General features: G+C 53.2%; 25 protein-coding genes and 2 pseudogenes. 8 read left to right on the forward strand and 19 right to left on the reverse strand.

Annotation, left to right across the window (positions count from 1 at the left end; genetic code table 11):
* Nucleotides 1–55: 55 nt before the first annotated feature.
* The 9 genes from KTE_RS34845 to KTE_RS34885 all read right to left on the reverse strand — a co-directional run bounded on the left by KTE_RS34845 (nt 56) and on the right by KTE_RS34885 (nt 6,786).
* Nucleotides 56–496 carry a YdeI/OmpD-associated family protein gene (locus KTE_RS34845; protein ID WP_201389878.1) on the reverse strand — a complete coding sequence of 147 codons (441 nt, stop codon included), beginning with the start codon at nt 494–496 and terminating at the stop codon, nt 56–58.
* A 53-nt stretch (nt 497–549) separates the two neighbouring features.
* Nucleotides 550–1,362: an alpha/beta fold hydrolase gene (locus KTE_RS34850; protein ID WP_201389880.1), complete on the reverse strand. Its 813-nt coding sequence runs from the start codon at nt 1,360–1,362 to the stop codon at nt 550–552.
* A 12-nt stretch (nt 1,363–1,374) separates the two neighbouring features.
* Nucleotides 1,375–1,875 carry an SRPBCC domain-containing protein gene (locus tag KTE_RS34855; protein WP_201389887.1) on the reverse strand — a complete coding sequence of 167 codons (501 nt, stop codon included), beginning with the start codon at nt 1,873–1,875 and terminating at the stop codon, nt 1,375–1,377.
* Nucleotides 1,868–2,218: a helix-turn-helix transcriptional regulator gene (locus KTE_RS34860; protein ID WP_201372757.1), complete on the reverse strand. Its 351-nt coding sequence runs from the start codon at nt 2,216–2,218 to the stop codon at nt 1,868–1,870. The genes KTE_RS34855 and KTE_RS34860 overlap by 8 nt, the downstream gene beginning before the upstream one ends.
* A 296-nt stretch (nt 2,219–2,514) precedes the next feature.
* Entirely contained in the window at nt 2,515–3,609 is a 1,095-nt protein-coding gene (locus KTE_RS34865) for an RNA-guided endonuclease TnpB family protein (RefSeq protein ID WP_201389890.1), read from the reverse strand.
* Nucleotides 3,606–4,004, reverse strand: a complete 399-nt coding sequence (gene tnpA, locus KTE_RS34870; protein ID WP_201389891.1) for an IS200/IS605 family transposase — start codon at nt 4,002–4,004, stop codon at nt 3,606–3,608. Before tnpA ends, KTE_RS34865 begins: the two co-directional genes overlap by 4 nt.
* Nucleotides 4,005–4,084: 80 nt before the next feature.
* On the reverse strand, nt 4,085–4,831 hold the full coding sequence (locus KTE_RS34875; RefSeq protein ID WP_201389907.1) for a hypothetical protein: 747 nt from the start codon (nt 4,829–4,831) through the stop codon (nt 4,085–4,087).
* A gap of 26 nt (nt 4,832–4,857) precedes the next feature.
* Complete coding sequence (locus tag KTE_RS34880; RefSeq protein WP_201389909.1) at nt 4,858–5,556, reverse strand: CHAP domain-containing protein; 699 nt, start codon at nt 5,554–5,556, stop codon at nt 4,858–4,860.
* Between the two features lie 21 nt (nt 5,557–5,577).
* A complete protein-coding gene (locus tag KTE_RS34885; RefSeq protein WP_236600816.1) occupies nt 5,578–6,786 on the reverse strand; it encodes a hypothetical protein in 1,209 nt (402 codons plus the stop codon).
* Between the two features lie 380 nt (nt 6,787–7,166).
* Here KTE_RS34885 and KTE_RS34890 point away from each other — a divergent pair, with 380 nt between their 5' ends.
* The 3 genes from KTE_RS34890 (at nt 7,167) to KTE_RS34900 (ending at nt 9,521) form a co-directional block, all read left to right on the forward strand.
* Complete coding sequence (locus KTE_RS34890; RefSeq protein WP_201389912.1) at nt 7,167–7,955, forward strand: SDR family oxidoreductase; 789 nt, start codon at nt 7,167–7,169, stop codon at nt 7,953–7,955.
* A gap of 31 nt (nt 7,956–7,986) precedes the next feature.
* Nucleotides 7,987–8,406 (forward strand): hypothetical protein, encoded by a 420-nt coding sequence (locus KTE_RS34895; RefSeq protein WP_201389914.1) that lies wholly within the window; start codon nt 7,987–7,989, stop codon nt 8,404–8,406.
* A 233-nt stretch (nt 8,407–8,639) separates the two neighbouring features.
* Nucleotides 8,640–9,521, forward strand: a complete 882-nt coding sequence (locus KTE_RS34900; RefSeq protein WP_201389916.1) for an RNA polymerase sigma-70 factor — start codon at nt 8,640–8,642, stop codon at nt 9,519–9,521.
* A 118-nt stretch (nt 9,522–9,639) separates the two neighbouring features.
* On the opposite strand, the gene KTE_RS34905 is transcribed toward KTE_RS34900, so the two are convergent.
* From KTE_RS34905 to KTE_RS34915, 3 genes are all read right to left on the reverse strand, one after another.
* Nucleotides 9,640–10,233, reverse strand: coding sequence for a dihydrofolate reductase family protein (locus tag KTE_RS34905; RefSeq protein WP_201389918.1), 594 nt, complete (start codon nt 10,231–10,233; stop codon nt 9,640–9,642).
* Nucleotides 10,234–10,278: 45 nt separating this feature from the next.
* Nucleotides 10,279–10,992 (reverse strand): helix-turn-helix domain-containing protein, encoded by a 714-nt coding sequence (locus KTE_RS34910; protein WP_201389920.1) that lies wholly within the window; start codon nt 10,990–10,992, stop codon nt 10,279–10,281.
* Between the two features lie 564 nt (nt 10,993–11,556).
* The gene (locus KTE_RS34915; RefSeq protein ID WP_236600817.1) at nt 11,557–11,856 is read right to left on the reverse strand and encodes a hypothetical protein; all 300 of its coding nucleotides are present in this window, start codon (nt 11,854–11,856) and stop codon (nt 11,557–11,559) included.
* A 116-nt stretch (nt 11,857–11,972) separates the two neighbouring features.
* Here KTE_RS34915 and KTE_RS34920 point away from each other — a divergent pair, with 116 nt between their 5' ends.
* Nucleotides 11,973–12,647: a class II aldolase/adducin family protein gene (locus tag KTE_RS34920; RefSeq protein ID WP_236600818.1), complete on the forward strand. Its 675-nt coding sequence runs from the start codon at nt 11,973–11,975 to the stop codon at nt 12,645–12,647.
* 229 nt (nt 12,648–12,876) lie between these two features.
* On the opposite strand, the gene KTE_RS34925 is transcribed toward KTE_RS34920, so the two are convergent.
* The 3 genes from KTE_RS34925 to KTE_RS34935 form a co-directional block, all read right to left on the reverse strand.
* Nucleotides 12,877–13,395, reverse strand: coding sequence for an HIT family protein (locus KTE_RS34925; RefSeq protein WP_201389922.1), 519 nt, complete (start codon nt 13,393–13,395; stop codon nt 12,877–12,879).
* Nucleotides 13,396–14,277: 882 nt separating this feature from the next.
* A complete protein-coding gene (locus KTE_RS34930; RefSeq protein WP_201389924.1) occupies nt 14,278–15,228 on the reverse strand; it encodes an SDR family NAD(P)-dependent oxidoreductase in 951 nt (316 codons plus the stop codon).
* 903 nt (nt 15,229–16,131) lie between these two features.
* On the reverse strand, nt 16,132–16,779 hold the full coding sequence (locus KTE_RS34935; RefSeq protein ID WP_201389926.1) for a hypothetical protein: 648 nt from the start codon (nt 16,777–16,779) through the stop codon (nt 16,132–16,134).
* Here KTE_RS34935 and KTE_RS34940 point away from each other — a divergent pair.
* Complete coding sequence (locus KTE_RS34940; protein WP_201389928.1) at nt 16,778–19,579, forward strand: LuxR C-terminal-related transcriptional regulator; 2,802 nt, start codon at nt 16,778–16,780, stop codon at nt 19,577–19,579. The two genes, KTE_RS34935 and KTE_RS34940, sit on opposite strands and share 2 nt — an antisense overlap.
* Nucleotides 19,580–19,781: 202 nt before the next feature.
* Here KTE_RS34940 and KTE_RS34945 read toward each other — a convergent pair.
* The 3 genes and pseudogenes from KTE_RS34945 to KTE_RS34955 form a co-directional block, all read right to left on the reverse strand.
* Nucleotides 19,782–20,486: pseudogene (locus KTE_RS34945) on the reverse strand (transposase); the annotation flags it as partial.
* 188 nt (nt 20,487–20,674) lie between these two features.
* Nucleotides 20,675–21,145: pseudogene (locus KTE_RS49335) on the reverse strand (polysaccharide deacetylase family protein); the annotation flags it as partial.
* A complete protein-coding gene (locus KTE_RS34955) occupies nt 21,142–22,269 on the reverse strand; it encodes an RNA-guided endonuclease TnpB family protein (RefSeq protein ID WP_201389932.1) in 1,128 nt (375 codons plus the stop codon). The gene KTE_RS34955 and the pseudogene KTE_RS49335, both read right to left, overlap by 4 nt.
* 80 nt (nt 22,270–22,349) lie before the next feature.
* Between KTE_RS34955 and KTE_RS34960 the strand changes: the two genes are divergently transcribed.
* The 3 genes from KTE_RS34960 to KTE_RS50030 all read left to right on the forward strand — a co-directional run bounded on the left by KTE_RS34960 (nt 22,350) and on the right by KTE_RS50030 (nt 25,224).
* Nucleotides 22,350–22,547 (forward strand): ribbon-helix-helix domain-containing protein, encoded by a 198-nt coding sequence (locus KTE_RS34960; RefSeq protein WP_201378309.1) that lies wholly within the window; start codon nt 22,350–22,352, stop codon nt 22,545–22,547.
* Nucleotides 22,548–23,156: 609 nt separating this feature from the next.
* Nucleotides 23,157–24,338 carry an IS200/IS605 family element RNA-guided endonuclease TnpB gene (gene tnpB, locus KTE_RS34965; protein ID WP_201389934.1) on the forward strand — a complete coding sequence of 394 codons (1,182 nt, stop codon included), beginning with the start codon at nt 23,157–23,159 and terminating at the stop codon, nt 24,336–24,338.
* Nucleotides 24,339–24,651: 313 nt separating this feature from the next.
* Entirely contained in the window at nt 24,652–25,224 is a 573-nt protein-coding gene (locus KTE_RS50030) for a DinB family protein (protein WP_201389936.1), read from the forward strand.
* On the opposite strand, the gene KTE_RS34975 is transcribed toward KTE_RS50030, so the two are convergent.
* Complete coding sequence (locus tag KTE_RS34975; RefSeq protein WP_236600821.1) at nt 25,128–25,481, reverse strand: winged helix-turn-helix domain-containing protein; 354 nt, start codon at nt 25,479–25,481, stop codon at nt 25,128–25,130. The two genes, KTE_RS50030 and KTE_RS34975, sit on opposite strands and share 97 nt — an antisense overlap.
* Between the last annotated feature and the right edge of the window lie 180 nt (nt 25,482–25,661).

Here is a 25,661-nt window from a genome sequence, read left to right on the forward strand (position 1 = left end):
TCTGTAAGAGCTTGCTTGGCAGATCACAATCGCTGTATGAATGTCTGCGCCAGGCTCATCCCTCGCGTAGTTCGCTGATGGCCTTAGTGATGCGCCGTTGCCTTGTCTCGGCGGTTTTGGCTCCTTCGATGGAGAATATGATGCGTTGCTTCGCGCTTTTTGATAGTCCGTCGAAGATGCGCCCGGCATCTGCGTGGACGTCAAGGGCTTCCTTGAAATCGAGGGGTATTGCCACCTCGCGCGGCTCGGTATCCAATGCGATCTCTACATCCACCTCGTCGCCTGCCTTCACACCAGCCTGTTCACGGTTCTCGGCGCTGACGGGAAGCAGGAACTTGCCCCCCATGGGGGCGACTGTGCTGCGGTAGGTGTAGTTGTTGATCGTGACGCGAACCGGTGGGCGCTTGCCCGACTTGAGGCTCTCAACGATATCGGGTGGGACCTGAATACCTGTTGCTGTCTTCCCGTGTCGTTCTATTTGTGCACGAAATTGCACGCGTGAGCTTCCTTTCTCAGTTCTTCTTAGAGATATCAGGCGGTTTAGAGATATCAGGCGGTCAAGAACTCGATCAGGATGGGAACAAGGGCTTCTGCCTTGACCATGTGGGTTTGCCCTTCCAGGGTGCGGTAGTTCGCATTAGGGAGCGTCTGGGCCAGTGCGTGCATTGCATGTCGCATCCATGTCGGACTTTTTCCCCCATCCATGACCAGGATTGGGGCGTTGATATTGGACCCCAGCGTAGACGGCAATGGTTTGCCCGACCCGTAAGCGACAATGGTGCTGATGTCGTACGGCAAGGTATGCGCCACAGCGGTCAATTTCGACCACATAGGGAAGAGCGGCATAATGGCAAGCATAAAACCGGGCGTTCCGACCTGTTTCATGAACATTTTGACCGCTTTCGAGCGCTGGTTCTGCGCGACCGCCTCTTTGAGCCTGGCTAAGAATGCCTGCGTTACCGGTTTGCCTGTCTCATCGACAACAAATGGCGCCTCATACAGAGCCAGTTTTGTGATCCCTGGTAGCTGATTCGCCGCTTCCATGGCAAGCGCTGCCCCTGAGGATTGCCCGGCCACATACGCTGTTCCACCTACGGCCTCAATGAGGGCCGCAAGATCCTCGACTTCGCGTTCAACCGCATATGGCTGAGTATCACCGCTTTCACCACGCCCCCGGCGGTCATAGGTGATGACGGTGAAATGAGGAGCTAGCTTCGCCGCCAGGTCCTGGGACGGCCCGAATTGCCGGTAGCAGAGCGCCCCATCTACCAGGATGAGAGCCGGCCCTTGACCAATCTGAGAGTACGCGATAGTGGTGCCGTCTTTGGACGTAACGGTATGCTGCGCGATGGCTGTGAACATGGACCTTCTCCTTTACTTTGCTTGTATTGTTTGCACATACTCGACCAGGTAATCCCAGGTCATGTTCATTCCCTGCTGCATTCCCATATCGAGAGCGACTTTGAGAGCCTCGGCATTCTCGAACTGAACATGCGCAGTCACTCTCGTTTTCCCACCCTCTTCAGTGAAAATGATAGTGGTCAGATGTTCAGGAATGCCTTCAATTGGGTTAGCATGTTCGTCGGCAAAGGTCGAGGTGTAGACCAGCTTCTCCGGGGGGATGATTTCGCTGTATACGCTACGCGACCAGTGCTCCTGCCCCTCTGGCGAACGCATCGCGTAGTGCCAGATGCCCCCCGGTCGTAGGTCGATGGTGCAGGTGGGCACGGTGTAGGGCTGAGGTGCCCACCAACGCTTGAGATGCTCAGGCTGGGTGAATACCTGAAACACTAGTGCGCGGGGGGCAGCAAATTGCCGTTCTACGGTAAATTCTTGCTCGCCAGCACGGGAACTCAGAGAGTGATACTCAAACATCGTTTTCCTCAATTCGATTACTTGTCCGTTGCTCGGTGCCTTGTATTTCCAGGAGGTAGTCATCCAGGCGGTCGAAGCGTTCTTCCCAGAGGTGACGAAAGGAGTAAAGCCAGGATTCCAGTTCCTGGAATGGCTCACGCCTCAGCCGATAAATCCGTCGGTTGGCCTGCGGCTGTACCTCAACGATGCCTGCCTCGCTCAAAACCTTGAGATGCTTCGACACTTGCGGCTGCTGCAATCCCAGCCGATCCGTGATTTCTCCTACCGTCAGGGGGCCATCGCGCAACAGTTCAATAATGTGTAAGCGATTTGGCTCCGTCAGAGCAGTCCACAGTGTTTTCATACCCAAATTATACCTCAAGAGGAATATTCTTGTCAAGGAATATTCTTTTCGGGGAATGCTGTAACTTATCGGGTGATAAATACAGGTGTGAGTGAAACGGAGAGATGCACCTGACCAGCACGCACTTCTGTTGGTATTTCCCGGACAAATACATGAGAGCGGCAAACCTTCAGATTTGACACTCCCCCGGATAAATCCAGGGGGATTCTGATCGGCTCCCCATCAGTCCATTTCTGTTTCAGGATCAATGCTTCACAGTTCGGGGCGTGTCAAGCGCCCCATCCGTAGGCCGGGCCTCATGCCCCTACGGCACTCTGCCTCTTACCAGCAGAGCCAGCCCTTCGGCTAATATTGATGGCTCCCACTTTGTCACGGTGCCCCATCCAGCCACAGTCAGCACAGACGTAGGTTCTGTCCTGAGCTTTGTTTCTTGCGCGACAAGCAGGACACTCTTGGCTCGTGTGGGCAGGATCAATCTGCTCCACCTGGATACCGAGTCGCTCTGCCTTGTAGGTCAGAAATTGTGTGAGCTGGTAGAAGGACCATGTAGCCATCATACGATTGTTTTTGCGTGCATGAGCACCACGGCTTGTGCGTGCCGTGTTGTGTCGGATACCAGCAAGGGCCTCCACACGGATGATGCCAACCCCTTGCTCTTTGGCGTGATTGACGACCTGCCGAGAAAGCTGATGGTTGATGTTTTTCATCCAACGGGCTTCTTTGCCCTGGCTTTTCTTGACGGCTCTGGTTTTCTTGGCTTTTTGCAGCTTCTTGCGTCGAGCGTAGAAGCGACGGCGCATGGAGCGTTGATAGCGACCATTGCCAAAGAAGCGCGTCCCTTTGCCCACCACATAGACCACAGCAGGAACTTTGATGCCAAGGTCAACACCCATTACCCCATCTTGTTCTGAGGGCAGAGACCTCTCAATGGTGAGTGTCAGATCAGCGACCCACTTCCCACGCTTCTTCTTGATGCGCAAGATGCCAGGAACACCAGCATAGACTATGCCCTCACAAGGAATATGTACCTGTTGTGTTTTGCCATCAACACACATGGGAAGGGTGAGCATGTTTCCAAAGAGTCGCCAGTTCTGGTTATTCCACTGGGCAATAGGCTTTTTGAGCACCGGAATACGCCCAAGCTCAAACGAACGCTTGAAGACAGAATGAGCATCACGCAAGGCTTGATTCTTAACAGCGCTGGGCAGGTTGGAAACAAAGTCTTTCGTACTCGTTTTTTCAGGCAAAATCCCAGCATCGAGCGCAGCCACCAACACATTGACGGTACTGATGTACTCAAGGCAGTGCGCCATGAGCAAGCGTGATTGTTCCGATGTGGGATACAAACGGACTTGAAGGGTCGTCTGCAATCCCTTGGCTGATCGGCTCATGTGGTACTCTGCCTTTCAATGTATTTTTGAATGGTATCAGCGCTAACATGCCCCGCCGTACTGTAGAACGTCGAACGCGTCCAGAGCGAGGGCATGCGCATCAGGTGGGAAAACTCTTCACGCAACATGTGCGAACTTCGCCCCTTGATGAGGCGAGCGATGTCCGTAGGCATTGTGTAGGGATTGGCCTGAATGAACAGATGCACATAGTCAGGCTGAATTGCCAACGCCACGATGGCCCAATGGTGCTCAGCCGCAACCTGCTCAATAATCTGCTGAAGGCGATCATGCACAGGACCAACAAGCACCTTGCGCCGTCGCTTTGGGCAAAAAATGATGTGGTACAAAATGTGATGAACGCTCTGTTGTTCGTGAATATATTTTTCTTGGCTCATGTAGATAGTATATTCAATAACAACGTATACTGTCTACATCTAGCCCTGCCCTATCAACCCCAAAAACAGGGAAGAGCGATTCATCTCCGGCTTAAAAGACCGGAGCTTTCTCGCTCGCTTCCTGTAATCGTTCCCTCGCCCATTTTGCCTCTTGCAGAACACATTGGATTAGGGCAAAATTGCTTCGATGTGTCCATTGTGATCCTGCCCCGAATTTGTGGAGTCCCCAAAGAGGTGACCCTACCCCAGTTTAGTGGAGTGTCCAGCCGTGAAAGCTGAACTATTGTGAAAACGTCAATGGGATCGTTTTGAGGATCTTTCTCGTAGGCCAACGGACGCGCTTCCTGGCAATAGAGCAGAGCATTTACATAGAATGAGGCATGGCCGCATTCCCGTGCTCCGCGTAGATACGCTACTCCCAGAGACATGAAAGCCATCGCCAGCACGTACTGATCTTCTTTCAGGATCTGGGCATAAATGGAGGTTTTCTGGCACAACTGGATGGCTCGCATCGTCTCGTTGCGCAACGAGAAGCAGTGCGCTAGCGTCAGGAGGCACTGATTGCCACTTTTAAGTGTCTGCCCCTGTTCACGTTGCGCCATCTCCCAATCTTGTTGAAAATCCGGTTCCGCTTGTTGTAGAGAGCACGCGTGTTTCCACCGGGTGGTCGCACACAAGGGGTCAGGCGAAGGGCGTCTTGGTGCTGAGAGGGGATGGGGAATGGGAGGGTCAGCCAGCCAGCCCACAAGGTGAAGCGTGGGCTGGCCTCCCAGGACCCGCACCACGGTGGTAGCGAGCACCGGGTGCCAGTAAATCATGGTAATCATTGTTATTCGCTCCTTTTCGTTCGTTGTTAGGAAAGGGTGAGGGGGTGGAGGTAGCCCACCACCTCAAAGGCATTCCAGTACCCGTTGTGAGTATTGACAGATCCATCCGGGTTGAGAGGAAGTGTTTGAACCGGGAACTCGCCATTGGCCTGGGCAAAGGTGATGGCAGTATGGTGAGGGTCAACGCCAAGGACAATACTTACATGTCCGTAGGCCCCTCCATTCCTGGCCATAATATCGCCAGGTTGTGGGAGGTTCCCACGCGCAGAGAGGCGTTGCCAACCCTGCTCACTGGCAAAGTGCTCCCAGTACTGATTGGCATTCTGGCCCTGGACGGGGAGTGGCTGGACATAGGCATAGGCGGCGATGACGAACACCACGCACTGAAAGGTGTCTGGCTGCCAGGAGGCACACCCGGGGCAGTGCGCGTTGGCCCACGCGATGATCTCAGGCGGGAAACCCGCGTCATAGTAGTGGTCAGCGCCACTGCCCTGGCAATCGGTAGGAAGGCGAGCAGGGGTGCAATGCAGATGGGCTGCCATCTTGAGCGCCCATTGCACCACTTCGCCGCGTTTTCCCGAGCCCGAAGTATCAATGGTTGAGAGACCTGGATTCGTTGTCTGAGGGGCTCCCTGAGCCTGTGCATCCATCGCCACGGTCATGCTTGTGCCAAACATCCCAAACACAACAAGCACCATGCCGCCAAGAAGGAGGAACTTGAGCATCCTTTCTCACCTACCTTTCGCTTAGAGGGCTGCGATGGCTCGGATAGCCATCGACTCGACCTGGGTCGTGACTTGCGATTGAACAGAGTCGGCTTGCTGTTGCGCCTGCAAGATCGGGCGCAGGGCATAGTTCTGGATCATGGAGGGCAGACGTGGGACCAGGTAGAACACGGCCCCACTCAGAAGGAGTGCCACAATCTGCTGGATGATCGTGTCGAGTCCTGCGACGGGGCCTGTGCTGATCTGAATGCTGGCGCTATAGCTCACCAGGAGCCCGCCTAGGCTGAGCGCGGTGATCTGAAGGAACTGGATCATGACGGTGGAGACAAAGGCGGAGAGCCAGATCTGGCCCCAGCGCTGGGTTTGCAGGAGAGCCAGGCACAGCAGGCCCAGGGGGGAGAGGGCTGTCAGCAAGGCGACCACGGCGAGGCGGACGAGCATCTGCCAGGCGAGCCAGAGCATGTGCCAGAAGAGAAAGACCACAAACCAGACGCGCAGCAAGAACCCGATGGCCACCTGGTCGGGCGTTTGCCCTACGAAATTGATCATCAGGGAGAGGGTGTCTTTGAGAAAAGAGTGAAGAAATAGCTCATCGACACCCAGGCAGAGGGCGTTATTGAAATCAATAATGAGCCGACACACATACAGGCTGATGTGGGCGGCAAGAAAGGCCACGCAGAGCCGCGGGAGGGCTTCATGCAAGGAGGGCATGGGCACGCCGATGCTTCGTCCAATGAGCACATTGTAGGCCAGGAAGCCAACTAGGACCACCACAGCCGTATCCAGAAAGCTCAGTTCCCACTGCACCATCTGCTGAATCTGACTGTTGTCATAGGTGGCGAGCGCGGGTGTCTGGGACAGAAAATTGAAGGGATTCTGCATGAAGAGTTCGATGATGGGACGCACGATGTTCCAGATCTGCTCGGTCAGGTTGGCCAGAAACTCATTGCTGTAGCAGGTAACATCCCCAATGCCACAGGCAAAGGTTTGCTGTGAAGAGGATGGGCTGAGAGGCATGCCTGTGTCTTCACCTCCACCTGCCTGGGTGACGGGAGGAGCAGAAAGCGAGGTCCCCTGAACGGCGGGAGATGCGCCATAGGGAGCAGGCGGATGAACAGTGAGCAGCATCCCCGCTATCACAAGCAGAACAATCCCTCCCCGTCTCATGAGTATGACATACGGTCTTCTTGTCATGAGTGAGAGTAAGGCACGAATAAACAGGCGAGACATCGAGTAGCTCCTTCTTCGTTGTTGATCTCTCTGTGTCAGGGGTAAGTGTACTCAACAAGGGCAGTAAATGGGAAGAGGAAAACCACCCAATGTCGGGCGAAGTTCTTCCCAGTTTTGAGCGAAGTGGGAGTGGTGACGCAAATACAGGAGGGGAAGGGAGAAAGGTTGTCACAAACACGACGTGTCTTTCGTCTCGTGTACGAAGCTGGATGGATGCCTTCTCTGTCAGACGACAGAGAAGGCATCCAAGCTCTTTACGCATGAGAAAATGGAGGGGCTTGGATCTCAACCTGGGCAACTCATGGATCAGGGGAGAAGCTATGAGTCACCTTCTGGCAAGCTCTTTCTTTTTCTTTGTGATGCTCTCTGGAGACCTTTCTATGACAACAATACTTGTTACCGGCGGCTCAGGTGCATTGGGGCGTGAACTCGTGGGACGCCTGGTAAATATGAGTTATAACGTGCGGATCATGAGCCGCAATCCCGAACGACATGCTCCTCAAGCATCTGCTACTCTAGAATGGGCGCAGGGCAATCTTGAAACGGGTCGGGGACTCGCTCAGGCCGTTGCAGGTGTGGATGTCATCATCCATGCAGCAAGCGATCCGATGCACGCTCGTCAAATAGATGTCCATGGCACCCAACTCCTGCTCACAAAAGCACGCGAAGCAGGCGTATCCCATTTCATCTACATCTCTATTGTTGGTATTGACCGCATCAAGTATGGGTATTACCAATCCAAATTGGAGGCCGAAGAATGTATCAAACAGAGCGGTATTCCCTGGTCCATACTCAGAGCCACCCAGTTTCACACGTTGATTGATACCGTATTGCAAGCCGCTACAAAGCTACCTTTGATACTCCTTCCCACTGATTTGCAATTTCAAGTCCTGGATCCTGGTGAAGCTGCGAACCGCCTCTGCAAGATTGTTGCTGCGGGTCCGAGTGGCCGTGTCCCTGATCTTGGTGGGCCAGAGGTGTTAACTGGCAAGCAATTGTTGCGTGTATGGCTCAAGCAGCGCGGTATGCATCGCCTTGTCATCCAACTCTGGCTTCCGGGCAAAGCTGCTGACGGCTTCCGTCACGGCTACAATACCTGCCTCTCAGAACCGCGGAGAGGCACGATCACCTGGAGCCAATGGGTTCAAAAAAAATATGGGAAGCAGTAAGAAGCAGTAAAAGGAAATGGAGGCACTACGAATGAAACGCACTACGCTCATGAGCGCAACCTGGGTCGTCGCACTCAACGCAATTGTTTTGCTTGCCCACTCTGTGGCACACTTTGGTCTACATGTACTTCCAATGACACTCTTTGACTATCTGTTTATCGGTATCGTCATTATGATCTTGCCATTGCTTGCCCTGTTCATGATGTACAACACTCGCCTCTCCCGCTGGGGAATGTGGTTGCTCTTGCTCTCTCTGCTCAGCTCGCTTCTCTATGGTCTGATCTACCACTTTCTGCTACCAGGCATGGATAACGTCACGAATGTTGGAGCAGAGCCCTGGCATCTCCTTTTCGTGATCACCAGTTATGTGCAATTTCCTCTGCAAGCCGCTGGCGTAATTGTTGGCATTTGGGCCTTGCTCTCCAGAGAGCAGGCACAAACACAAGCATAAAGCCAGGGGTGATACATTTCGCATCTCCTTGCCTGCTGATTTGCGGTTGCCCATCACCGGGCGCGGTCCGCTGTTCCCGCCCCAGGCAATGTTGTAGTGGCAGAAGAGGAGGCGGGGAACAGCAGACCGAGGCATGCTTTGCGAATGCGAGGAGAATGGTTTGTAGGATCGTGTGACTCTCGCAGCCAGACTTTGCTATAGTACATGAAAGGAATATCTCAAAGGACAACACTATGCAGCAGGAAGACGTTTTTCAAACGTATAAACCGCTACTCTTTTCCATTGCCTATAACATGCTGGGGAACATCATGGATGCCGAGGATTGTGTACAAGAGGCATTGTTGCGCTGGTATCAAGCCAGCAACAACGGCGAGAGAGAAGCTGTGCGCTCTCCCAAATCCTACCTCAGCATGATTGTGACGCACCTTTGCATTGATCAACTGCGCTCAGCACGTGTACAGCGTGAACGCTATATCGGGGTTTGGCTACCTGAACCCCTGGTGGTCGTAGATGAAAGCAGCGTGACTGATATGGTGGAACTGTCAGAGACGCTCTCCGTCGCATTTTTGCATCTTTTAGAAAAGCTGTCACCAATCGAGCGCGCCGTGTTCCTGTTGCGCCAAGTCTTCGATTATGAATATGCCGAAATTGCTGCAATCGTCCAGAAGAGTGAGGACAACTGTCGCCAGATCGTGCGCCGGGCGCGCCAACACCTGGGAGCGCATCGTCCAGGATATCATGCTTCAAAGGAAGAGCAGGATACTATCCTGCACCAATTTATCCACGCCTGCATCCATGGTGATATGGACGGTCTCCTGACTCTGCTCACCAACGATATCGTGAGCTATGCTGATAGTGGTGGTAAAGTTCCCTCGGCACGCAATCCTCTCCATGGCGCGGACAGAGTCGCGCGGTATCTCCTTGGCCTGTTGCAGAAAGCACCAGAAGACTACCACTTCCGTATAGCCCGCATCAATAGTCAGCCCGGAATTATCAGTTATATCAATGGTGTGCCTTTTTCTCTTCTGACATTGGATATTCTCGATGGACGTATTCGGGAGATTGATGTGATTGTTAACCCGGATAAATTGCGAGGTGTTCCAACATATCGGTGATGCCATCAACATCGCTTTAGACGCGAATCTAGAAAAAGCTCCAGAGAGGAAGGTTTCTCTGGAGCTTTTTCTAGCAAGTGTGTAGGGAGCCTGGCTCGGTTCGCTGAGTGTGTGTTTTTCACTGGGTGGAGTCGCGCTTCTCTCTTGGTTGGTAGGAAAGGACCATGACGCCAGAAGGATGTGTTTTGCTGTTGACGAGTTTTAACTTCACCCGATCCTTGAGGTTTTGGAAGAGAGCCTTGCCACCGCCTAAGATGACCGGATGGACTAAAAGCTGATATTCATCGATCAAACCTAGATCGGTCAGGGTTGATACGAGACTGGCGCTTCCGTAGATCAGCATGTCACGTCCCGGCTCCTGTTTCAGGTGCTCAATTTCTTCTGGAATGACCTCTTTTACCAGGCGTGAATTGTTCCATTCAGCGGTGGGTAGTGTCCTGGAAAAGACTATTTTGTGCATCGCATTCAACTTGCGGGCATATTCTTTCTCTCCCTCCGAGGCTTGAGGATTGTCAGGAACATAGGGCCAGGACCCAGCAAAACTTTGATATGTCACTCGCCCAAACAAGAGCATATCTGCAGAACTGACCAGATCATCTTCATATTTGCCCATGGCTTGGTCGTAGACCTCCCCAACCCAATCCATTTCTCCGTTTGCTCCCGCAATAAAGCCGTCAAGGGTGATCCACGTGGTGCTAATAATTTTTCTCATTCTCTCCTCCTTTTGTTGGGTATCGGACAGAGATAGTATAGCTTTTCAAAAGAGTGTCGTCTTGTACAAAAACGACATTTGCTCGGGGCGACTCTTCTCTCGGATCTGGGCAGGTGTTTGTCCAATGAGATGCTTCAGCGAGCGGGTCAGGTGCGGCTGATCGAAATAGCCCGCCTGCTCAACGGTATCCAGGATCGAGACGCCCTCCTGCAAGAGGTACATGGCGTAGCGAGCACGTTCGATTTGACGAATAGCGTTCTGTGTCAGCCCGGTAGCCCGCAAGAAGCGACGCTGGATGGTGCGAATATCCCGGGTCTGCACATGTCCCTGTAAAGCAGCATCGACGACCGGATCACGCGCCAGCAGGCCTTTGCGCATCAGTCGGTCAGCAAACGTGTCGGCATTGTCATAGTCAGGAAATTGCCAGACGGAGCTATCAAACAAAAAGGAATCCCTCGAAGTGGTGGGCAGGTCTATCCCTGTATCGACCAGTATGCTGGTGGAGAGAGGCGGCAGAAACGTGCCCAGCTTCAAGAGAATGCCAAGCCATTCCCCCTCCCCAGGGCAGTCTTCCACTGGTATCGCTCTGGTTTCAGGCCCGCGTACCGTCATGACGACCTTGCCCTCAAATCTGCCCACTACCAGCTCGCAGCGGCTCGCGGCAATAGAGGCAAAAGGAGCTGCGCCCTCGCTATGACAGCGCCAGACCCTTTCGACAAAAGGTGAGTCGGATGGTCGATCCTCATCAAAAATAAGCATGGTATGCTCCCTGCATGAGATGACGTCGTTTCATCCCATCATTTCCCAATTGAGGGTATCCTGAAATAGGGAATCAGGAAGAGGTGGAAGGCTCTCATAGGGAGTATAGCAATAGGTGGTACGACATGGGCGATATGATCCCAATCCAGATGAATACCATCCTGACCGAAATGGAGGAAGGCTTACCTCTTTGGGAGCCATGAAGTGTATTCTCCTCTCATAAGTTGGACGAAGATAAAAACGTCTTTGTTATAATTGGAGTTTAGATAAATTTAGGCCGAGCTGGCTTTTAGAGCGGGCTGAAGTCATTCTCTTAGAACATGTCTCAAGTGACCTCTAGCCTGGCTTCGTAAGAATTTTATCTAAACTCCAATTGTAAAGCGTGAGCTATTGTTGTCTCTTGTTAGATTTCTTTTATTGCATTCAAGAAGAGGAAATAGAAGTTCTTGATGGCCACATTGAGTGGCATTTTTGTAGTGCTGCTGTCATTGCAAAGAACAGAAGACCTTTCCAGAGAAAAGCCTGATCACGACAAGCACCTGCTCAAAACATAGGACGATTTTCTCACCATTCCACTGGCTTGAGAGGCGCATTGGTCACCGTCACTGCCGGGATTTGTAAACCATCCGTAGCGAGGTCTCTCACAAGAGGACGCGAGAGACGCTCGATACCGCCTGGCATGCCCGTGTAAGCGGGCATGCAGTTCCTGTTTGCCACAGGAAAAGATGACATAATCATCGGCTCTGGGCTGACGATGTGCGCTTCCTGTTCCTTCTGGGAACAGATCACTACTGGCGTGCGAGGCGTGATCTGACGAATCTGTTGTATAATCACGTGAACAAGTACAGCAGGCAAGCCAGACATCGGGTTGCATCAGCCGTACGGTCATAGCTGATGCACTACTCCCAGATGAACCAGATGCGTGTCAACCAGATCACATCCAGTCTGAGTAGCCATCACAACTTGAATAGTGAGGTATTATGATGACATTGAGTTATCACCAGCAACGTGAGCAACTGGTACAGGCCGCACATCGCCTTGGTCAGGCAGGCGTGATGTCGCATAGCGGCCATGGCAATATGAGCATGAGGTTGCCCGAGCCAGGGTTGATGCTGCTGACATCGGTAAGTCACTTGACGCACCTGACCCCAGAGCAACTGGTGGTCGTGACCTTCGACGAAGAGGTGATAGAAGGCACCCTTGATGCCACCACACTCGAAATCGTGGGGATGCACTCCTGCGTCTTTCGCGAGCGCAATGAGGTCAATGCCGTTATTCATACGCACTCGCCACGGGCCACAAGTTTCGCACTGGCCCACCAGCCCCTGCCGTGTGTCTACGAGGCCTTCTTGCGTTTCGGAATAACAGAAGACATCCCGGTCGCGGATTGGGCGCCGCGTGGATCGTCAGAATCCGTTCGCTACATTGTAGAGCAGTTACAGAAGCATCCAACAACACCCGCGGTCCTCTTAGCGAACCACGGGCTCTTGGCCTTTAGTAGCGATCCACTTGCGACAGCACAGCTCATCATCATTATGGAAGAAGCAGCGCAACTCACGCTTGACGCCCGCTCCCTTGGTGGTGCCCAGCCCTTCCCCTCTGGTGCGCTCGAACACGAGCGTCAACATATGCAACGATTTGGTTCGACCCAGTAGTTCAGTATTCTGTTCTCCAGTCAGGGAGGACAAGCCTGCTGGAGAGCAGGACGGCAATACGCTTCGGCAGAGAACACAACCTGGATTACACCTACTTGTTCTATGGACTGACGATTATGGCAATGAAAGACGACGCTAGGTGAGCTTCCTTATTCCCACGCGATGCGCAACGAGCAAAGCTCAAGAAATTGGACGGAGAAGCCCCAGGACGCGATGTGAACCAGAGGAATCAGTTCGAGGGAGGGGGTGCTGAGGAGAGACTGAGCTGTTCCATAGCCTGGCGAATGGAGCGAGCAAGTGAGGCCATGTCCTCGTCTGGAATGGCGAGCACTCCTTTTGAGAGGTCAAGAGCGGCGGTTTGCTGGAGTTCATAGGGAACGCCTGGAGGCAAGGGAGCAAGGTGCCAATGCACATGGCGATTTCCTTGTTGACTGCCAAGCGTTAAAATGTAGAGCCGTTCAGTCTGAACCACCTGTCTGATCGCTTCAGCAACCTGATAAATGAGCCGCTGAATCTGCAGGTACTCCTCCAGAGTAAAGTCCCCAGTGGCTTGTTCGCGGTGTTCTCGTGGAGCGACCAGCGTGTAGCCATAGAGAACGGGGTATTTGTTCAAAAAGACAATGGCAGTCTGATCCTCATAGATCAGATGGTGAGGATTGGTGCCAGCCACGAGTTCACAGAGAAAACAGGGACCTTCTTGCACGCGTTTTTCGTAGGCGCCGAGATCAACAGGGTGCTTCTCACTCATGCTCTGTCTCCTGAATGGGTCATGAACGGCCTTGTCACGTGGCTTCATTGTACCCGCCTCAGCCATTTCTTGCAAGAAGGCCCAGCGATGACGCTCCCAGGTGAGCCCCTGAGAAGCGTGTGCGTTCTACCACCCGTCAGGCCAAGCCAGCTGGCAAAGGCTTCGGGGATGCCGAAGAGTTTGAACGCGAGCTGGCTAGCCGTTTTACTGCGGGCGTTCACACATGTGGAGTCTTCTGCAAAGTAAACGGCTAGAGGTGATGTTCTGTGGGGTTGGATATTGGTGGCGTCCCGTATGGAGGCGTGCGACGGGTAGCAACTCTCGTTCAGCAGCGCCAGCCCCCAAGCTCAATGATACTTCATATGGAAAAGTGTGATGTTAATGAGCGCGCACCCTTGCCCTCTGTGATCTCGAAATTTGTATAATTAATTCATCTATACCTATTAAGGAGATCCTCTGCTGCTTATGTTGAAATTGTCACGCGTAATAACCTATGCAATAATATGAACAGGCAAAAGTTTGTGTGGCTTCTTCACAAGAAGCCAATTCTGAACAAGAGCATGATCTCGATAAGCTCATCCTTGATATAAATGGAAGGAGAGCTGCTCCGATTTTCCTATGCAAACGGGTAGTGTTGCAAAAAATTTAGAACCGAGAAAATGAAGTAAGTAATTATGGTACAAGAATCATTTCCGTAGAGAAAGGGTGAGCATTCTGCACCTTTTTCCTCATGAAATATGTCGTGTGCGCTTCCATTTGCTGAGCTTTAATTTTTTTTGCAACACTACCGTTTACGTAGCGCTATCCCCTACTTCAAGGTCTGGATCAGCAATCGACGCCACCCCTCCTGGGTTCCCTATAGTAGGAGGGAGGCAATCTGTGTCATTGGGCTTCGTTGAGCATGTTCTGGGATATCTTCCATAATCGTACCGCGTTCTCAGGGTCAATGGCATATGCCGCTACCCCTCGACGAATACCGGGCTGATGTGGCCCAGCCTCGTTGCAGTCTTCAAAGTAGCGACCGCTGACGCCCTCGACGAGCGGTGAGGCGGCCAGCAAAACAGAGGTCGCCGCGCCTTGCTCAATATTTTTCATCGATACCCCTGTGCTTGCTGGGCCTGACTGTGCGGGGTTCACCGGTGCATTTTTCATGTGGCGCCCAAGATTGGTACTGGCGATTCGACCAGGGTTCAGTGCATTGGCAACGATACCATCACTTGCCCAGCGCCTGGCCGCTTCTACTGCAAACAGGATGTTGGCCGTCTTGGATTGTCCATAGGCAACCCATGCGTCATAGGGGCGATGGTGAAAGTCGATGTCATCAAAATCTATCTCGCCATTGATATGACCCACCGAACTGACCGACACGATACGCGCATGGCCTGTCGCTGCCATAGCGTCGTGCAAACCAAGCGCCAGCGCAAAGTGCCCGAGATGGTTCGTAGCGAATTGCATCTCATGTCCTTGTGCACTGACCTCTCGCTGTGGAATGGCCATGACGCCGGCGTTGTTGACAAGGATATCAAGTGAACCCTCCCAGCCTCTCACAAACGCACGTACCGAATTCAGGTCTGACAAGTCGAGCTGTCCGACGTGAATATGCTGGTTGCCTGTCGTCTGCCTGATATTTTCGGCTATCTGTTCACCTGTAGCAGCATTACGGACGGCGAGCATCACTTCGGCACCAGCTTGTGCCAGAGCGCGAGCTGTTTCCACTCCGATACCGCTCGCGCCACCTGTAACGATGGCCCGTTTTCCACGTAAATCGATCCCTTCAATGACTTCCATTGCGGTTGTTGTCGCACCGAATGGTGTTGTGATTAATTCTGCCATTTGCTTCCCTTTCGTGGTTATCTTAAATCCTTCACAATACGCTCATACTCTTGAGCGATGCGCGCAGCTTCGTCCATATCACCACGGGCACGGGCATCCCAGTAAGTGACTTTAAACGAGAGGTAGCGTTGACGTATTCGCAGCCGCGCGATCTGCTTCTCCACTTCTTCGGCATGTGCCTGAAAAAGGTCTCGCTTTTCAATGGCTGTCTGATGTCTTCTTCATGTCCGTAGTATAAAAAACCTCAAGCGCTTGAGGTCAAGAGCGTTCAGTGTTTCTCTTGAACGTTGTGAGCTGTAACCAAAACAGTGTAAGAGCTAGATTTCAGGGCATTTTTTCTGAAAGCCATCAAAATAGATGACTTTCATCCAGGGTGGTGCGCCTTTGGCGCATGGCTCTTACCAAGTGGGTCAAATCAACCAAAATTCTCACATCTACGCTCCTTTTTTTGTCCATGCCTTTCGTGCTGATCCCCATGAAAACTACGCCGCGTTCCTCTGGCTTTCGGGAGTTGTCTTCGCTTGTTGCCGTTCACGTCTTTCTCCATTGTTCCTTTTCTCCAATACAGTTGAGCCTCTCCTAGATCAATCAATCCTAATTGCCTAACGATTGCCTGCAACTGTTTTTTTGTTGTCATAGCCTCTCCCGTTTCATCTCCTCTTGCTGTATGCATCCGTTCTCGTGTGGTCTGCTATCTCTCTTCTGAACGATGGTCTTCGTGAGAGCCATGGTTGTGAGATACTGACCTTCGCTGTACAGCTCATTCTCTTGTTTTACCAGGAGCCTCTTTTTGGTTCCTCTTTTTCGCCTTGATGGTTTTGTACCGCTTTGGTCAGTATGTGTGATTTCTTTGCCTGCGTGCTTCATATTGCCGGCGTAAATCAAGCCCGACAAACGCTTGGATCACCTCTTCATAGGTGTGCTGGGTTCCGGGAATACACGCATAGACACCATATTCCAGCTGCGCGTGTTGCAAACGCTGCACTTCTTGACGATCGCTTTCAATAGATCTAAAGGTTGGATAATAGCAGTGTAGAGGTTCCATCTCTTCGACCCTCCCATGTCTTGCTCTGCAACGGCTACATCTCTTTTATGAAGGAAATCTGCTATGCTACGAGCGACTCTGCGTACTTTTTTCTTCGGTTGTAGAAACCACGCCGCAATTTCCCTTTCACATACCTCATCCCTAATGAAGAATCTCTCCTGCCCCGAGTGAGCAAAAGCGTCATCCATCACATTTCGCCAGCGTCTCTCCTGGCGGTTGATGTGCTGACCATCGGAGTATACTTCAAAGAAGAAGGGGAAATCATGTGTAGAAAGAGACATTTTCAGGGAGCAATGACCACCGAGGACTGTTACGAAAGTTGTAGCGTCCTGCTGGCCTTCTTTTGGCCGCAGAACCGAATGCACAGGGGGATATTCCGACAGAGGAAGATGCTCCTGTGGCAAGGAGCAGGGGCCTCCCTGTGTGGCGGCAAAGCGTTTGCTCAAAAGATTGACATGCTCGCTCACAAAAGGCAAAGGAAGATGCAGAAAGGGAAGAACGGTCATGGGCCAGAACAACCATGAACGCCAGAGCAACGCGCCCGAGCCCATCCCACGCTCGTCTCCTGATGCTCTGCTTGCGACCAAGTTCCTTCTCCCGGCATCTTCCCATGAGATCATTGCCCGCCCTCACCTCCTGTCCCTGCTCAATGCTGGACTCCACCAACACGTCATCCTCCTCTCCGCCGCCGCGGGCTTTGGAAAGACCACGCTGCTCACAAGCTGGGTTCGTTCCTTTGCTCCAGGTCATCCGCCAGTAGCCTGGGTGTCGCTTGACGCGAGCGACAACGTTCCCTTTCAGTTCTGGACCTATGTGCTGACGGCACTGGAACAGTGCCAGCCCGGGCTCTCGCCGCTTCCCTTGGCGGCACTCCACGATACCCCGCAATCTTCCTGGCAAGCAATGCTCACTGCTCTGATCAATGGCCTGGCCCAGCTGAGCGAACCTCTGGTGCTCGTGCTGGACAATTATGAGGACATTACCGAGCCCGCGATCCATGCCCTGCTTGCCTCGCTGCTCAAGCACCTGCCACCTACCCTGTGTGTGGTGCTGGCGACACGGACGGATCCCCCTTTTTCCCTGGCCCGGCTGCGCGCTCGGGGACACATCCTGGAATTACGCACCGAGCTGCTGCGTGCAACCAGAGAGGAGATGACCGCCTTTCTGCGCGACGTGATGAATCTTCGGCTTTCCGAGCAGGACATCCAGGACGTGGACGCACGCATACAGGGTTGGTGGACGGCCATGCAACTGGCGGCGCTCGCCTTCAAAGGGCAGGCACCCCCGAAAGATCTGCTCCGGGCGTTCCAGGGGAAGCAGCCCGCTCTGTTCGAGTACCTGGTGCAGGAGGTGCTGAACCGCCAGCCAGAGCAGGTACAGACCTTCCTCCTGCGAACGTCCGTCCTCTCCCGCCTGTGCTCCTCCCTGTGCAATGCGGTCCTCCAGCAGCAAGATAGCCTGCTCTTCCTGGAGGAAGTAGAACGGTCCAATCTCTTTCTCAACCCGCTTGATGAGCAGCGCCAATGGTATGCCTATCATCCCCTCTTTGCCGAGGCACTGCGTGCTCGGTTGGAGCAGATCGCTCCCGCAGAGGTACCACTTCTGCATCTGCGGGCCAGTCAGTGGTATGCGGCACAGCAGATGCGCAGCGAAGCCATCCAGCACGCGCTGCAGGCGCACGAGTGGTCCTGGACCGCGTGGCTTCTGGAACAGATCCCCAGTCAGCACATCTGGAGTCGGTTCAGGGACGCGTCGCTCCTCTCCTGGATTGAGCAACTTCCCCGTGAGGTTGTGCGTGAGCGACCGCGTTTATGCCTGGCCAAGGCCCAGAGCCTGTTCTGGATTGCATCGCCAGGGGTTACCGAAAACTGGTTGCGCGATGCCAGAAGCGCCTGGACACGAACTCATCAGCGAGAAGAACAGACAGGCCGAGTGCGAGGCAGACACGAACCAGCGGCCCCCACGTCGCTCCTGGGCGAAATCGCCGCCTTGCAGGCCACGATTGCGGGTTTCTATCATGGGGATGCAGGAGCCACCCAGGCCTTCTGTCAGGATGCGCTGACCCATCTGGAGGAGCAACAATGGGCCGCACGGCTCCAGGTGGCGTTTGCCCAGGCTCGGGCAAATATCTCTGAGGGGGATTTCAAGCGTGCGATGCAGCAAGTGCAGGCCGCATTGAGCCGGATCAAAGCGGAAGGTGAGCATGTGCTCGAGAGCGTCTACTTGTGTGAGGCTATATGGGAAAGCCTGATGGCGGGGAAATTGCACCAGGCCTGGCAATGGAGCCAGCAGGCGATCCACGCGCTCCATACCGTTGAGGGGCACCAGCCCGCTCTGTTGTGCTGGCCCTATACCTATCAAGCAAAGATCTTGCATGAATGGAACCGATTAGAGGAAGCCCAACACCTTGCCGAACAGGCGATCCGGCTGGGCGAACAGACCGAGATGTTGGCGTTTTTACCGTTCGGCTATACCATCTTGTTGCAGCTCGCCCTCTCACAAGAGCGATGGGATGAGGCCGAAAACGTCTCGCAACAATTAGCATACGTCGGGCGCATCATGGCATCACCCTATCGCACAGCGCTCTGGAGCTGTGTTGATCAGATGCGTTTCTGGCTGGCATGTGGCGATCTGGAGCAGGCACGACACTGGGCGAGGGGTCTGCAGCGGGAAGCGCCATTGGTTTCTTCTCTGGCGCGGGAAAAACAGAGCGTTGCGTTCGCCCGCCTGCTGCTTGCCGAATCCCAGCCGGAATATGCCTTGCACTTGCTTCTCCCCCTGGTAGAACGGGCAATAGGCACGCAGCGGTGGTACAATGTGCTGGAAATGTGGCTCTTGCAGGTGCGGGCGTACCATATGCTCCAGCAACAGCGAGAGGCCTTGACACGGCTTTCGCGGGCGGTGCATTTAGGCGCATCCGAAGGCTACATCCGTCGCTTTGTGGACGAAGGACCACGCATAGCGAATTTGCTCTCCCAACTCAGAGAACAGGAGCATCAGGAGGAAGATCTCCCGTATCTGGAGACACTCTTGCGCGCGTTCAAACAACAGCCGGAAGCCCAACCAGGCCATCTAAAAAGCGAACCACCCCCGACACTGATAGACCCGTTGAGCGCGCGTGAACAGGAAGTGTTGCACCTGCTCACACACGGTGCCTCGAACCAGGAGATTGCGGAAACCTTGGTGGTCACAACAGGCACGATTAAACGTCATGTCAGTAATATTCTCAGCAAACTCGACGTCGCTAATCGCACCCAGGCGGTTGCACGAGCGCGAACCCTTGGTCTTCTTTCCACCAGGGAGTAAGCCGATCTCGCCTGCAAAAAACGCATCCTCCTCACACGAATGCCTACGACCTTGCCGACGAGGAGGAACGCTTCAACGTCGAAAGAGTTACATATTACCACATTTTCAAAAAGATTTGTCGTTTAGACAAAAAGACCATGACAGAACTTCCACAAAGTTCAGTTGAACACCAAGCATTCTGATTGAAAGGCTGGTTATGCGATTACGATGGAACAAGGTGAGGCAGCTTTGGCCTTTTGCGAATGACGGCAAAGCGCTCGGCCTTCTTCACCCGCTCCCCTTTTTGACGGCCTTTCGATTTTCCGCGTGGTTGAGGGGCACAAGCAGGAGTCCCCAGGGTGCGCAACAATTTGTCCATGCCGCGTCTGATCTGCTGAGGCGTCGGCTGCCGCTCTCGGTTTTCCCAGGGACGCAACTGGGGTTGCACCAAGCCACGTGCCAAGACCAGCTGATTGTGGGCAATGGCAACCACCTGGCTCCAGCGCTCGAATTGCTCAGGAGTGCGCAAACGAGCTTGCTCCCACAAGAGCGCCTGTTTGTCAAAGCGATAGCCATGCTCCTGGCCAAAGTGCAGCACATAGCCCAAGGCAATCTGCACCACATCGGCTTCTTGATCCCCGATCCAGACAAACCAACTGCTACGGGGATCGCGTTCCTTGTTGCTGGCATGAGGCCGCACCACACGGATCACGGTCAGTTGCAGCCAGCGAGCGGCTTTCACATGCATGTGCTTCCAGAAGGTGACTTGCACCGGGCGCCCCTTGGCATCGGTACCGCTAAAGACCCCATCGGGATGTCCATGCGTACTCGTGTCTTTGGGTTGGAGCTTGTCTCCATCTTTGCGTGGGGCTCCTCTTTTCCCCGTTGGTGGGGGAGCCTCCCGATATAAACAACGGTAAATGTAAAGCCACGTTGTAATAAGCCTGTGATGATAAGAGGTAGGGCCTGCACTGTTTGAGAACGATTTCCACCACCGTCATGCATTAAGATAATGCAGCCGTTGGTTGCCTGCGTAAGTACTGTATGTACAATCTGCTTTACGCCTGGTCGTTGCCAGTCCCTTGTGTCGATAGTCCACAATATTTGCTGTAAGCCAAGCTGACTTGCCACGCGGCGTACCTGTGCATTTGTTGAGCCATAGGGAGGCCGGAAAAAGAGAGGTGAGGCACCCGTTGTCCGTTGAATCACGACAGACGTTGCTTGTAGTTGTGTGTGAATGGCCTGAGGAGTGAGCCTCGTCAGATCAGGGTGATTCCAAGAATGGTTACCAACGACATCTCCTTGCTGATGTTCCCGTCGTACGAGTGATGGATAGGATTGTACTTGCCTTCCGATGGTGAAGAAGGTGGCGTGGATGTGGTATCGTGCCAGTATTTGAAGTAAAAGAGGAGTATAGATTGGATTTGGTCCATCATCAAAGGTGAATTCAATAGAAACAGGGGGTCCATGATGTGTGAATTGACACTCCCCCGGATAAATCGCGGGGGATTCTTCCTTCATCCAGGCGGCTTGCTGTCTCCCATTGCTGAGAGACAGTAGTGGCTCTCCTGTCCAGAAGCGTTTCATGCACTCAGAGATGCATCAGTTCCCATATGCCCTATGGTACTGAGAGCTTTTTGCAAAATGTTCAACGCCGCATTGTGATCCCTGTCTAACACCACGCCACAACTCGTACAGATATGTGTGCGCACACTCAGGCTTTTCTTGACAAGCGCGCCACAGGTTGAACAGTTCTGACTCGTGAACTGTGGCGAGACGGCAACCACAGGGATGTGATGCAATGCGGCGTAGGAGTTTACCCACAGGAGAAACCGTCCCCAGCCAGCATCGTGAATACTCTTGGAGAGGTGGCGGTTTTTGACCATATTGCGAATCTGCAAGTCTTCAAAGGCAATCAGGTCGTGAGACGAGACGAGCGTGTTCGCTGCCTTGCGAGCGAAATCTTCACGCTGCCTTTGAACTTTCAAATGCGCTTTGGCAACCGCTTGACGAGCTTTCTTACGATTGGCTGACTTCTTCTGTTTCTTAGAGAGACGGCGTTGCAGCCGCTTGAGGCGCTTCTCTGCCTTGCGGTAGTGGCGCGGATTCTCGACGGTTGCTCCCTCAGAGTCGGTGTAGAAGGCTTTCAAACCAACGTCGATACCAACCTGCTTGCCAGTGGGGGCGTGTTCAATCTGCCGCTCTGTCTGTACTGCAAACTGGACATAGTAGCCATCGGCACGACGAATGATGCGTACTCGTTTGATCTGTTTCACAGGGAAGGTTTCAATGTCGCGTGTGCCAGTCAGGCGAAGACGACCGATGCCGCACCCATCTGTGAAGGTGATATGCCTGCCATCAGGGTCTAGCTTCCATCCGGTTGTTTTGTACTCTACCGAGCGGTTGTCTTTCTGGAACTTGGGATAGCCTTTCTTCCCTGGCTTTTTCGCTTTGCAGTTGTCATAAAAGCGCTGAATGGCAAACCACGCTCGGTCGGCACTGGCTTGACGAGCCTGAGAATTGAGAGAGGAAGCAAAGGGGAACGCTTTGGCAAGGACGGCACAATAGCACTGCAAGTCATTCTTGGTGGCGTGCTCATCCATCCACAAACGCAAACACTTATTGCGAATGAACTGCACAATACGAATCGCTTCGTCAATGGCGGCATATTGTGCTTTGTTCCCATCAAGTTTGTACTCGTAGATGAGCATCCTTGCACCCTTGCCTTTCGTTGTTCTTTTTGATATTATACACCTTAATAGAGTTGTATGTCAACAAAAGAGAGAAGTGTATGCCAAAAGAACGAACGAATATCTACATCACAGAACGACAAAAACGACAACTTGAAAAGAGAAGCCAGGAGGAAGATTTGCCAATGGCAGAGATCATACGCCGAGCCTTAGATGCCTATCTGGCATGGGATGACCCAACGTACCGGCCCGACCCAATCCACCCCAAAACAAGGAAGAGCGATTCATCCCCGGCATGAATGACCGGGGCTTTCTCGCTCGCTTTCTGTAATGAGCATTTGTCCACGAAGATACCTTGCCGCTGTCATCTCTCCCCAGGGGGGTAGATGAAATGGCAGCCTGAAACGTGGCGGCATGAACCACCCTTGAAGTGTGTGTGAGTATGCTTAGCGCGCTAAGCATAAAGAGCAGGTTGCATAGTAAAATGCAGTAGAGCAACTTTCGCATCCTCAACTCCAGAAGTTTTCTTGGCCTTCTTCTTATAGTATAGTCCTTTTTCAGTAGGATGTATTGTAAATCCCAATAGTAAACGGCTCTTCCTCACTTTGCGTGAAAGCTCTTGTATTCATCAGGGAGAAGCATGCTGCGAGAGGCTTGAGCAGTGCTTCCTCTCAATGCAAGTCTTCTTTCCCCCTTTGGGCTTCACGCAAAGTGCGGAGGGGCTAAATTTCTAGGGCTATTATACTTGGTTGTCCCCGTTAATCAGAAGTAAGAAATTGAATTTATCAAACCGCGCCAGAAGACCCCTGTTTTTGAAACATGGGGATGAATGGCGCGTTCCTTTTATGGGGTGGATCGGGTGGAAAGATATCTTGCCTTTTTACACTGTATATACTACAATATAAGGTATGAAACAGAAACGCGCCTTTAAGTACCGGGTGTATCCCACACAACAACAGCAGCAGATCCTCGCTCAGACCTTTGGGTGTTGCCGCTTCGTCTACAATTGGGCCTTGCGCAAGAAAACCGATGCCTATTACAACGAGCAGCGACGCCTCTATTACAAAGAGTTGAGCGCCTTGCTGACTGAACTGAAACAGCAAGAAGAGACCCACTGGCTCAACGAGGTTTCCAGTGTGCCCTTACAGCAAGCTCTTCGCCACCTGGACAAAGCGTTTCTCAACTTCTTTGAAGGACGTGCCAGCTACCCCACCTTCCACAAAAAACGACACGCGCAATCCGCGACCTATACCACCAATGCCTTCACCTGGCGCAACGGCTCTCTCACGCTTGCCAAGATGAGCGAACCGCTCCAGATTGTGTGGTCACGTCCTCTGCCCCAAGGGGGTATCCCTTCGAGTGTCACCATCTCCAAAGATGGTGCTGGTCGCTACTTCCTCTCCATCCTGGTGGAAGAAGAGATTGCCCATTTGCCCTCCAATGAGCAGGCGATCGGCGCTGACCTTGGCTTGACGTCCTTTGTTGCCCTCTCGACGGGCGAAGTGGTGGGCAATCCCAGATTCTTCCACAAGGACGAGAAGAAACTGGCGAAAGCCCAACGCCGCCATGCCAGGAAGAAAAAAGGCTCGAAGAATCGGGACAAGGCGCGTCTGAAGGTGGCGCGCCTTCACGCCCGTATCGCTGATCGTCGCCGTGACTTCTTGCACAAGCTCTCGACCCACCTGATCCGTGAAAACCAAACGATCTGCGTGGAGAGCTTGCAGGTCAAGAACATGGTCAAGCATCCGACGCTGAGCAAAGCCATCAGCGATGTGGGATGGAGCGCGTTTGTGTCCCAACTCGAATACAAAGCCGACTGGTACGGTCGAAACCTGGTCAAGATCGACAAATGGTATCCCTCCAGTAAGCGCTGTTTCGCGTGTGGTCATCTCCTCACCTCCTTAGCGCTTGATGTCCGTCAGTGGGACTGCCCAGGGTGTGGCGCCCACCATGACCGCGATCTCAACGCGGCAAAGAACATTGTGGCCGTGGGGCTCACGGTCCTCAACGCCTGTGGAGAGTCCGTAAGACCTGGACGAGTGTTGGCTCGTTTGGGCAAGACTCCGCGAAGCAGGAACCCCTCGAGGTGACTCGAGGAATCCCCTGGCTTTAGCCATGGGGAGGATGTCAAGTCTCTACCGATGTAGCACTCTCGACCCAGGTGCTACCCAGGGCAGATCGCCAAGGAGGGGACCTTGGCCTTATTGCAGTGGCGGGCATCATACCGCAGTTGCTCCTGCCGCTCGTTGTCAGTATTGCACTCGGGCTATTCCATAGTTACACAGCCCTTTTCACCATCGCAGCCATAGCGGCAACACTCGGAGCCATCTGTATCATACCAGTCAAAGGTGTCCGATAACGTTCCTGAGTATACTGCATCACGTAGAAGTATTGGAGGTGAACATGCCAACGCGCGCAGAAATTCGCGATGCCCTTCGTCGTTCACACGAGCAACTCTTCACTCACTTCCGGGCATTGACCCCCGAAGAGTTGGAATGCCCGTGTACAGAGAATGAGTTCCCTGGTGGCCTGCCCTGGCGACCTAAAGATCATCTTGCGCATCTCGCGTTTATCGAGCGACAGTTTCAAGGGATGATCCGTCGAACCATCGAGGGAGATCCAGACCCACTTGGCTTCAACACCAGGATAGGCACAACGAAGCGGGACGAAGTGCTTGCCTGGGTTCATCGACAGAACCAGGCTTACGCCAAAGAACACGCTGATGACAGCCTGGAAGAGATCTTTGCCGACCTGTCTGCCACGCGCCAGCAAAGCCTGGAACTGCTTGAGCAACTCACCGACGAGCAGCTTGCACAGCCCGTCCCTGGGGCCCCCTGGGCCGATGGAACCATTGGCGGAGTGTTGATTACCAATGCCACTCATGCAACCATACATACCTCCTGGACTGAGGAAGGACTCCACCGACAGGCAGAACAAGGGACACGTGGGCTGAACAGGGGTTCCGTTTCGAGATAGATCGGATGCCTGGGATCGTCTTCGAGTTTGAGGCGCAGGGTATGCAGGGAGACACGGATATAGTCGACTTCCTCATGATACCCTGCGCCCCAGACGGCATGGAGCAATGACTGATGGGTGAGTACCTTCCCCCCTTCACGCATGAGGGTCAGCAGCAAGGTGCACTCGATGGGCGTCAAACGCAGCATTTGTCCACGAACGACGACATATCGCTCAACGCAGAGCAAGCGAATCTGTTGATTCTCGCTTTCAAGCACAGAACAAGAATCAACATGCTTTATGCTCTTCCAGGAGGATGCGAGAGGCCACCTCTTGGCGAGAGAAAAGGACGTAGGCCTAAAATGCAAAAATTTTGTATTTTAGTGATAGAAGAGCAAATAGAGCTTTTCTTGTAAACACATTGATTGTTGATTGGCAATCTCTCCGCGGTTGGCACT

Origin of the sequence: Ktedonobacter sp. SOSP1-85, assembly GCF_016587415.1 — a bacterium.
GTDB lineage: Bacteria > Chloroflexota > Ktedonobacteria > Ktedonobacterales > Ktedonobacteraceae > Ktedonobacter.

Excerpts from the sequence above, each read along its gene's own strand:
- KTE_RS34850 (WP_201389880.1), bottom strand. The coding sequence starts at position 1,362 with ATGTTCACAGCCATCGCGCAGCATACCGTTACGTCCAAAGACGGCACC.
- KTE_RS34855 (WP_201389887.1), bottom strand. The coding sequence starts at position 1,875 with ATGTTTGAGTATCACTCTCTGAGTTCCCGTGCTGGCGAGCAAGAATTT.
- KTE_RS34860 (WP_201372757.1), bottom strand. The coding sequence starts at position 2,218 with ATGAAAACACTGTGGACTGCTCTGACGGAGCCAAATCGCTTACACATT.
- KTE_RS34865 (WP_201389890.1), bottom strand. The coding sequence starts at position 3,609 with ATGAGCCGATCAGCCAAGGGATTGCAGACGACCCTTCAAGTCCGTTTG.
- tnpA (WP_201389891.1), bottom strand. The coding sequence starts at position 4,004 with ATGAGCCAAGAAAAATATATTCACGAACAACAGAGCGTTCATCACATT.
- KTE_RS34875 (WP_201389907.1), bottom strand. The coding sequence starts at position 4,831 with ATGATTACCATGATTTACTGGCACCCGGTGCTCGCTACCACCGTGGTG.
- KTE_RS34880 (WP_201389909.1), bottom strand. The coding sequence starts at position 5,556 with ATGCTCAAGTTCCTCCTTCTTGGCGGCATGGTGCTTGTTGTGTTTGGG.
- KTE_RS34885 (WP_236600816.1), bottom strand. The coding sequence starts at position 6,786 with ATGTCTCGCCTGTTTATTCGTGCCTTACTCTCACTCATGACAAGAAGA.
- KTE_RS34890 (WP_201389912.1), top strand. The coding sequence starts at position 7,167 with ATGACAACAATACTTGTTACCGGCGGCTCAGGTGCATTGGGGCGTGAA.
- KTE_RS34895 (WP_201389914.1), top strand. The coding sequence starts at position 7,987 with ATGAAACGCACTACGCTCATGAGCGCAACCTGGGTCGTCGCACTCAAC.
- KTE_RS34900 (WP_201389916.1), top strand. The coding sequence starts at position 8,640 with ATGCAGCAGGAAGACGTTTTTCAAACGTATAAACCGCTACTCTTTTCC.
- KTE_RS34905 (WP_201389918.1), bottom strand. The coding sequence starts at position 10,233 with ATGAGAAAAATTATTAGCACCACGTGGATCACCCTTGACGGCTTTATT.
- KTE_RS34910 (WP_201389920.1), bottom strand. The coding sequence starts at position 10,992 with ATGCTTATTTTTGATGAGGATCGACCATCCGACTCACCTTTTGTCGAA.
- KTE_RS34915 (WP_236600817.1), bottom strand. The coding sequence starts at position 11,856 with ATGTCTGGCTTGCCTGCTGTACTTGTTCACGTGATTATACAACAGATT.
- KTE_RS34920 (WP_236600818.1), top strand. The coding sequence starts at position 11,973 with ATGATGACATTGAGTTATCACCAGCAACGTGAGCAACTGGTACAGGCC.
- KTE_RS34925 (WP_201389922.1), bottom strand. The coding sequence starts at position 13,395 with ATGAGTGAGAAGCACCCTGTTGATCTCGGCGCCTACGAAAAACGCGTG.
- KTE_RS34930 (WP_201389924.1), bottom strand. The coding sequence starts at position 15,228 with ATGGCAGAATTAATCACAACACCATTCGGTGCGACAACAACCGCAATG.
- KTE_RS34940 (WP_201389928.1), top strand. The coding sequence starts at position 16,778 with ATGGGCCAGAACAACCATGAACGCCAGAGCAACGCGCCCGAGCCCATC.
- KTE_RS34935 (WP_201389926.1), bottom strand. The coding sequence starts at position 16,779 with ATGACCGTTCTTCCCTTTCTGCATCTTCCTTTGCCTTTTGTGAGCGAG.
- KTE_RS34955 (WP_201389932.1), bottom strand. The coding sequence starts at position 22,269 with ATGCTCATCTACGAGTACAAACTTGATGGGAACAAAGCACAATATGCC.
- KTE_RS34960 (WP_201378309.1), top strand. The coding sequence starts at position 22,350 with ATGCCAAAAGAACGAACGAATATCTACATCACAGAACGACAAAAACGA.
- tnpB (WP_201389934.1), top strand. The coding sequence starts at position 23,157 with ATGAAACAGAAACGCGCCTTTAAGTACCGGGTGTATCCCACACAACAA.
- KTE_RS50030 (WP_201389936.1), top strand. The coding sequence starts at position 24,652 with ATGCCAACGCGCGCAGAAATTCGCGATGCCCTTCGTCGTTCACACGAG.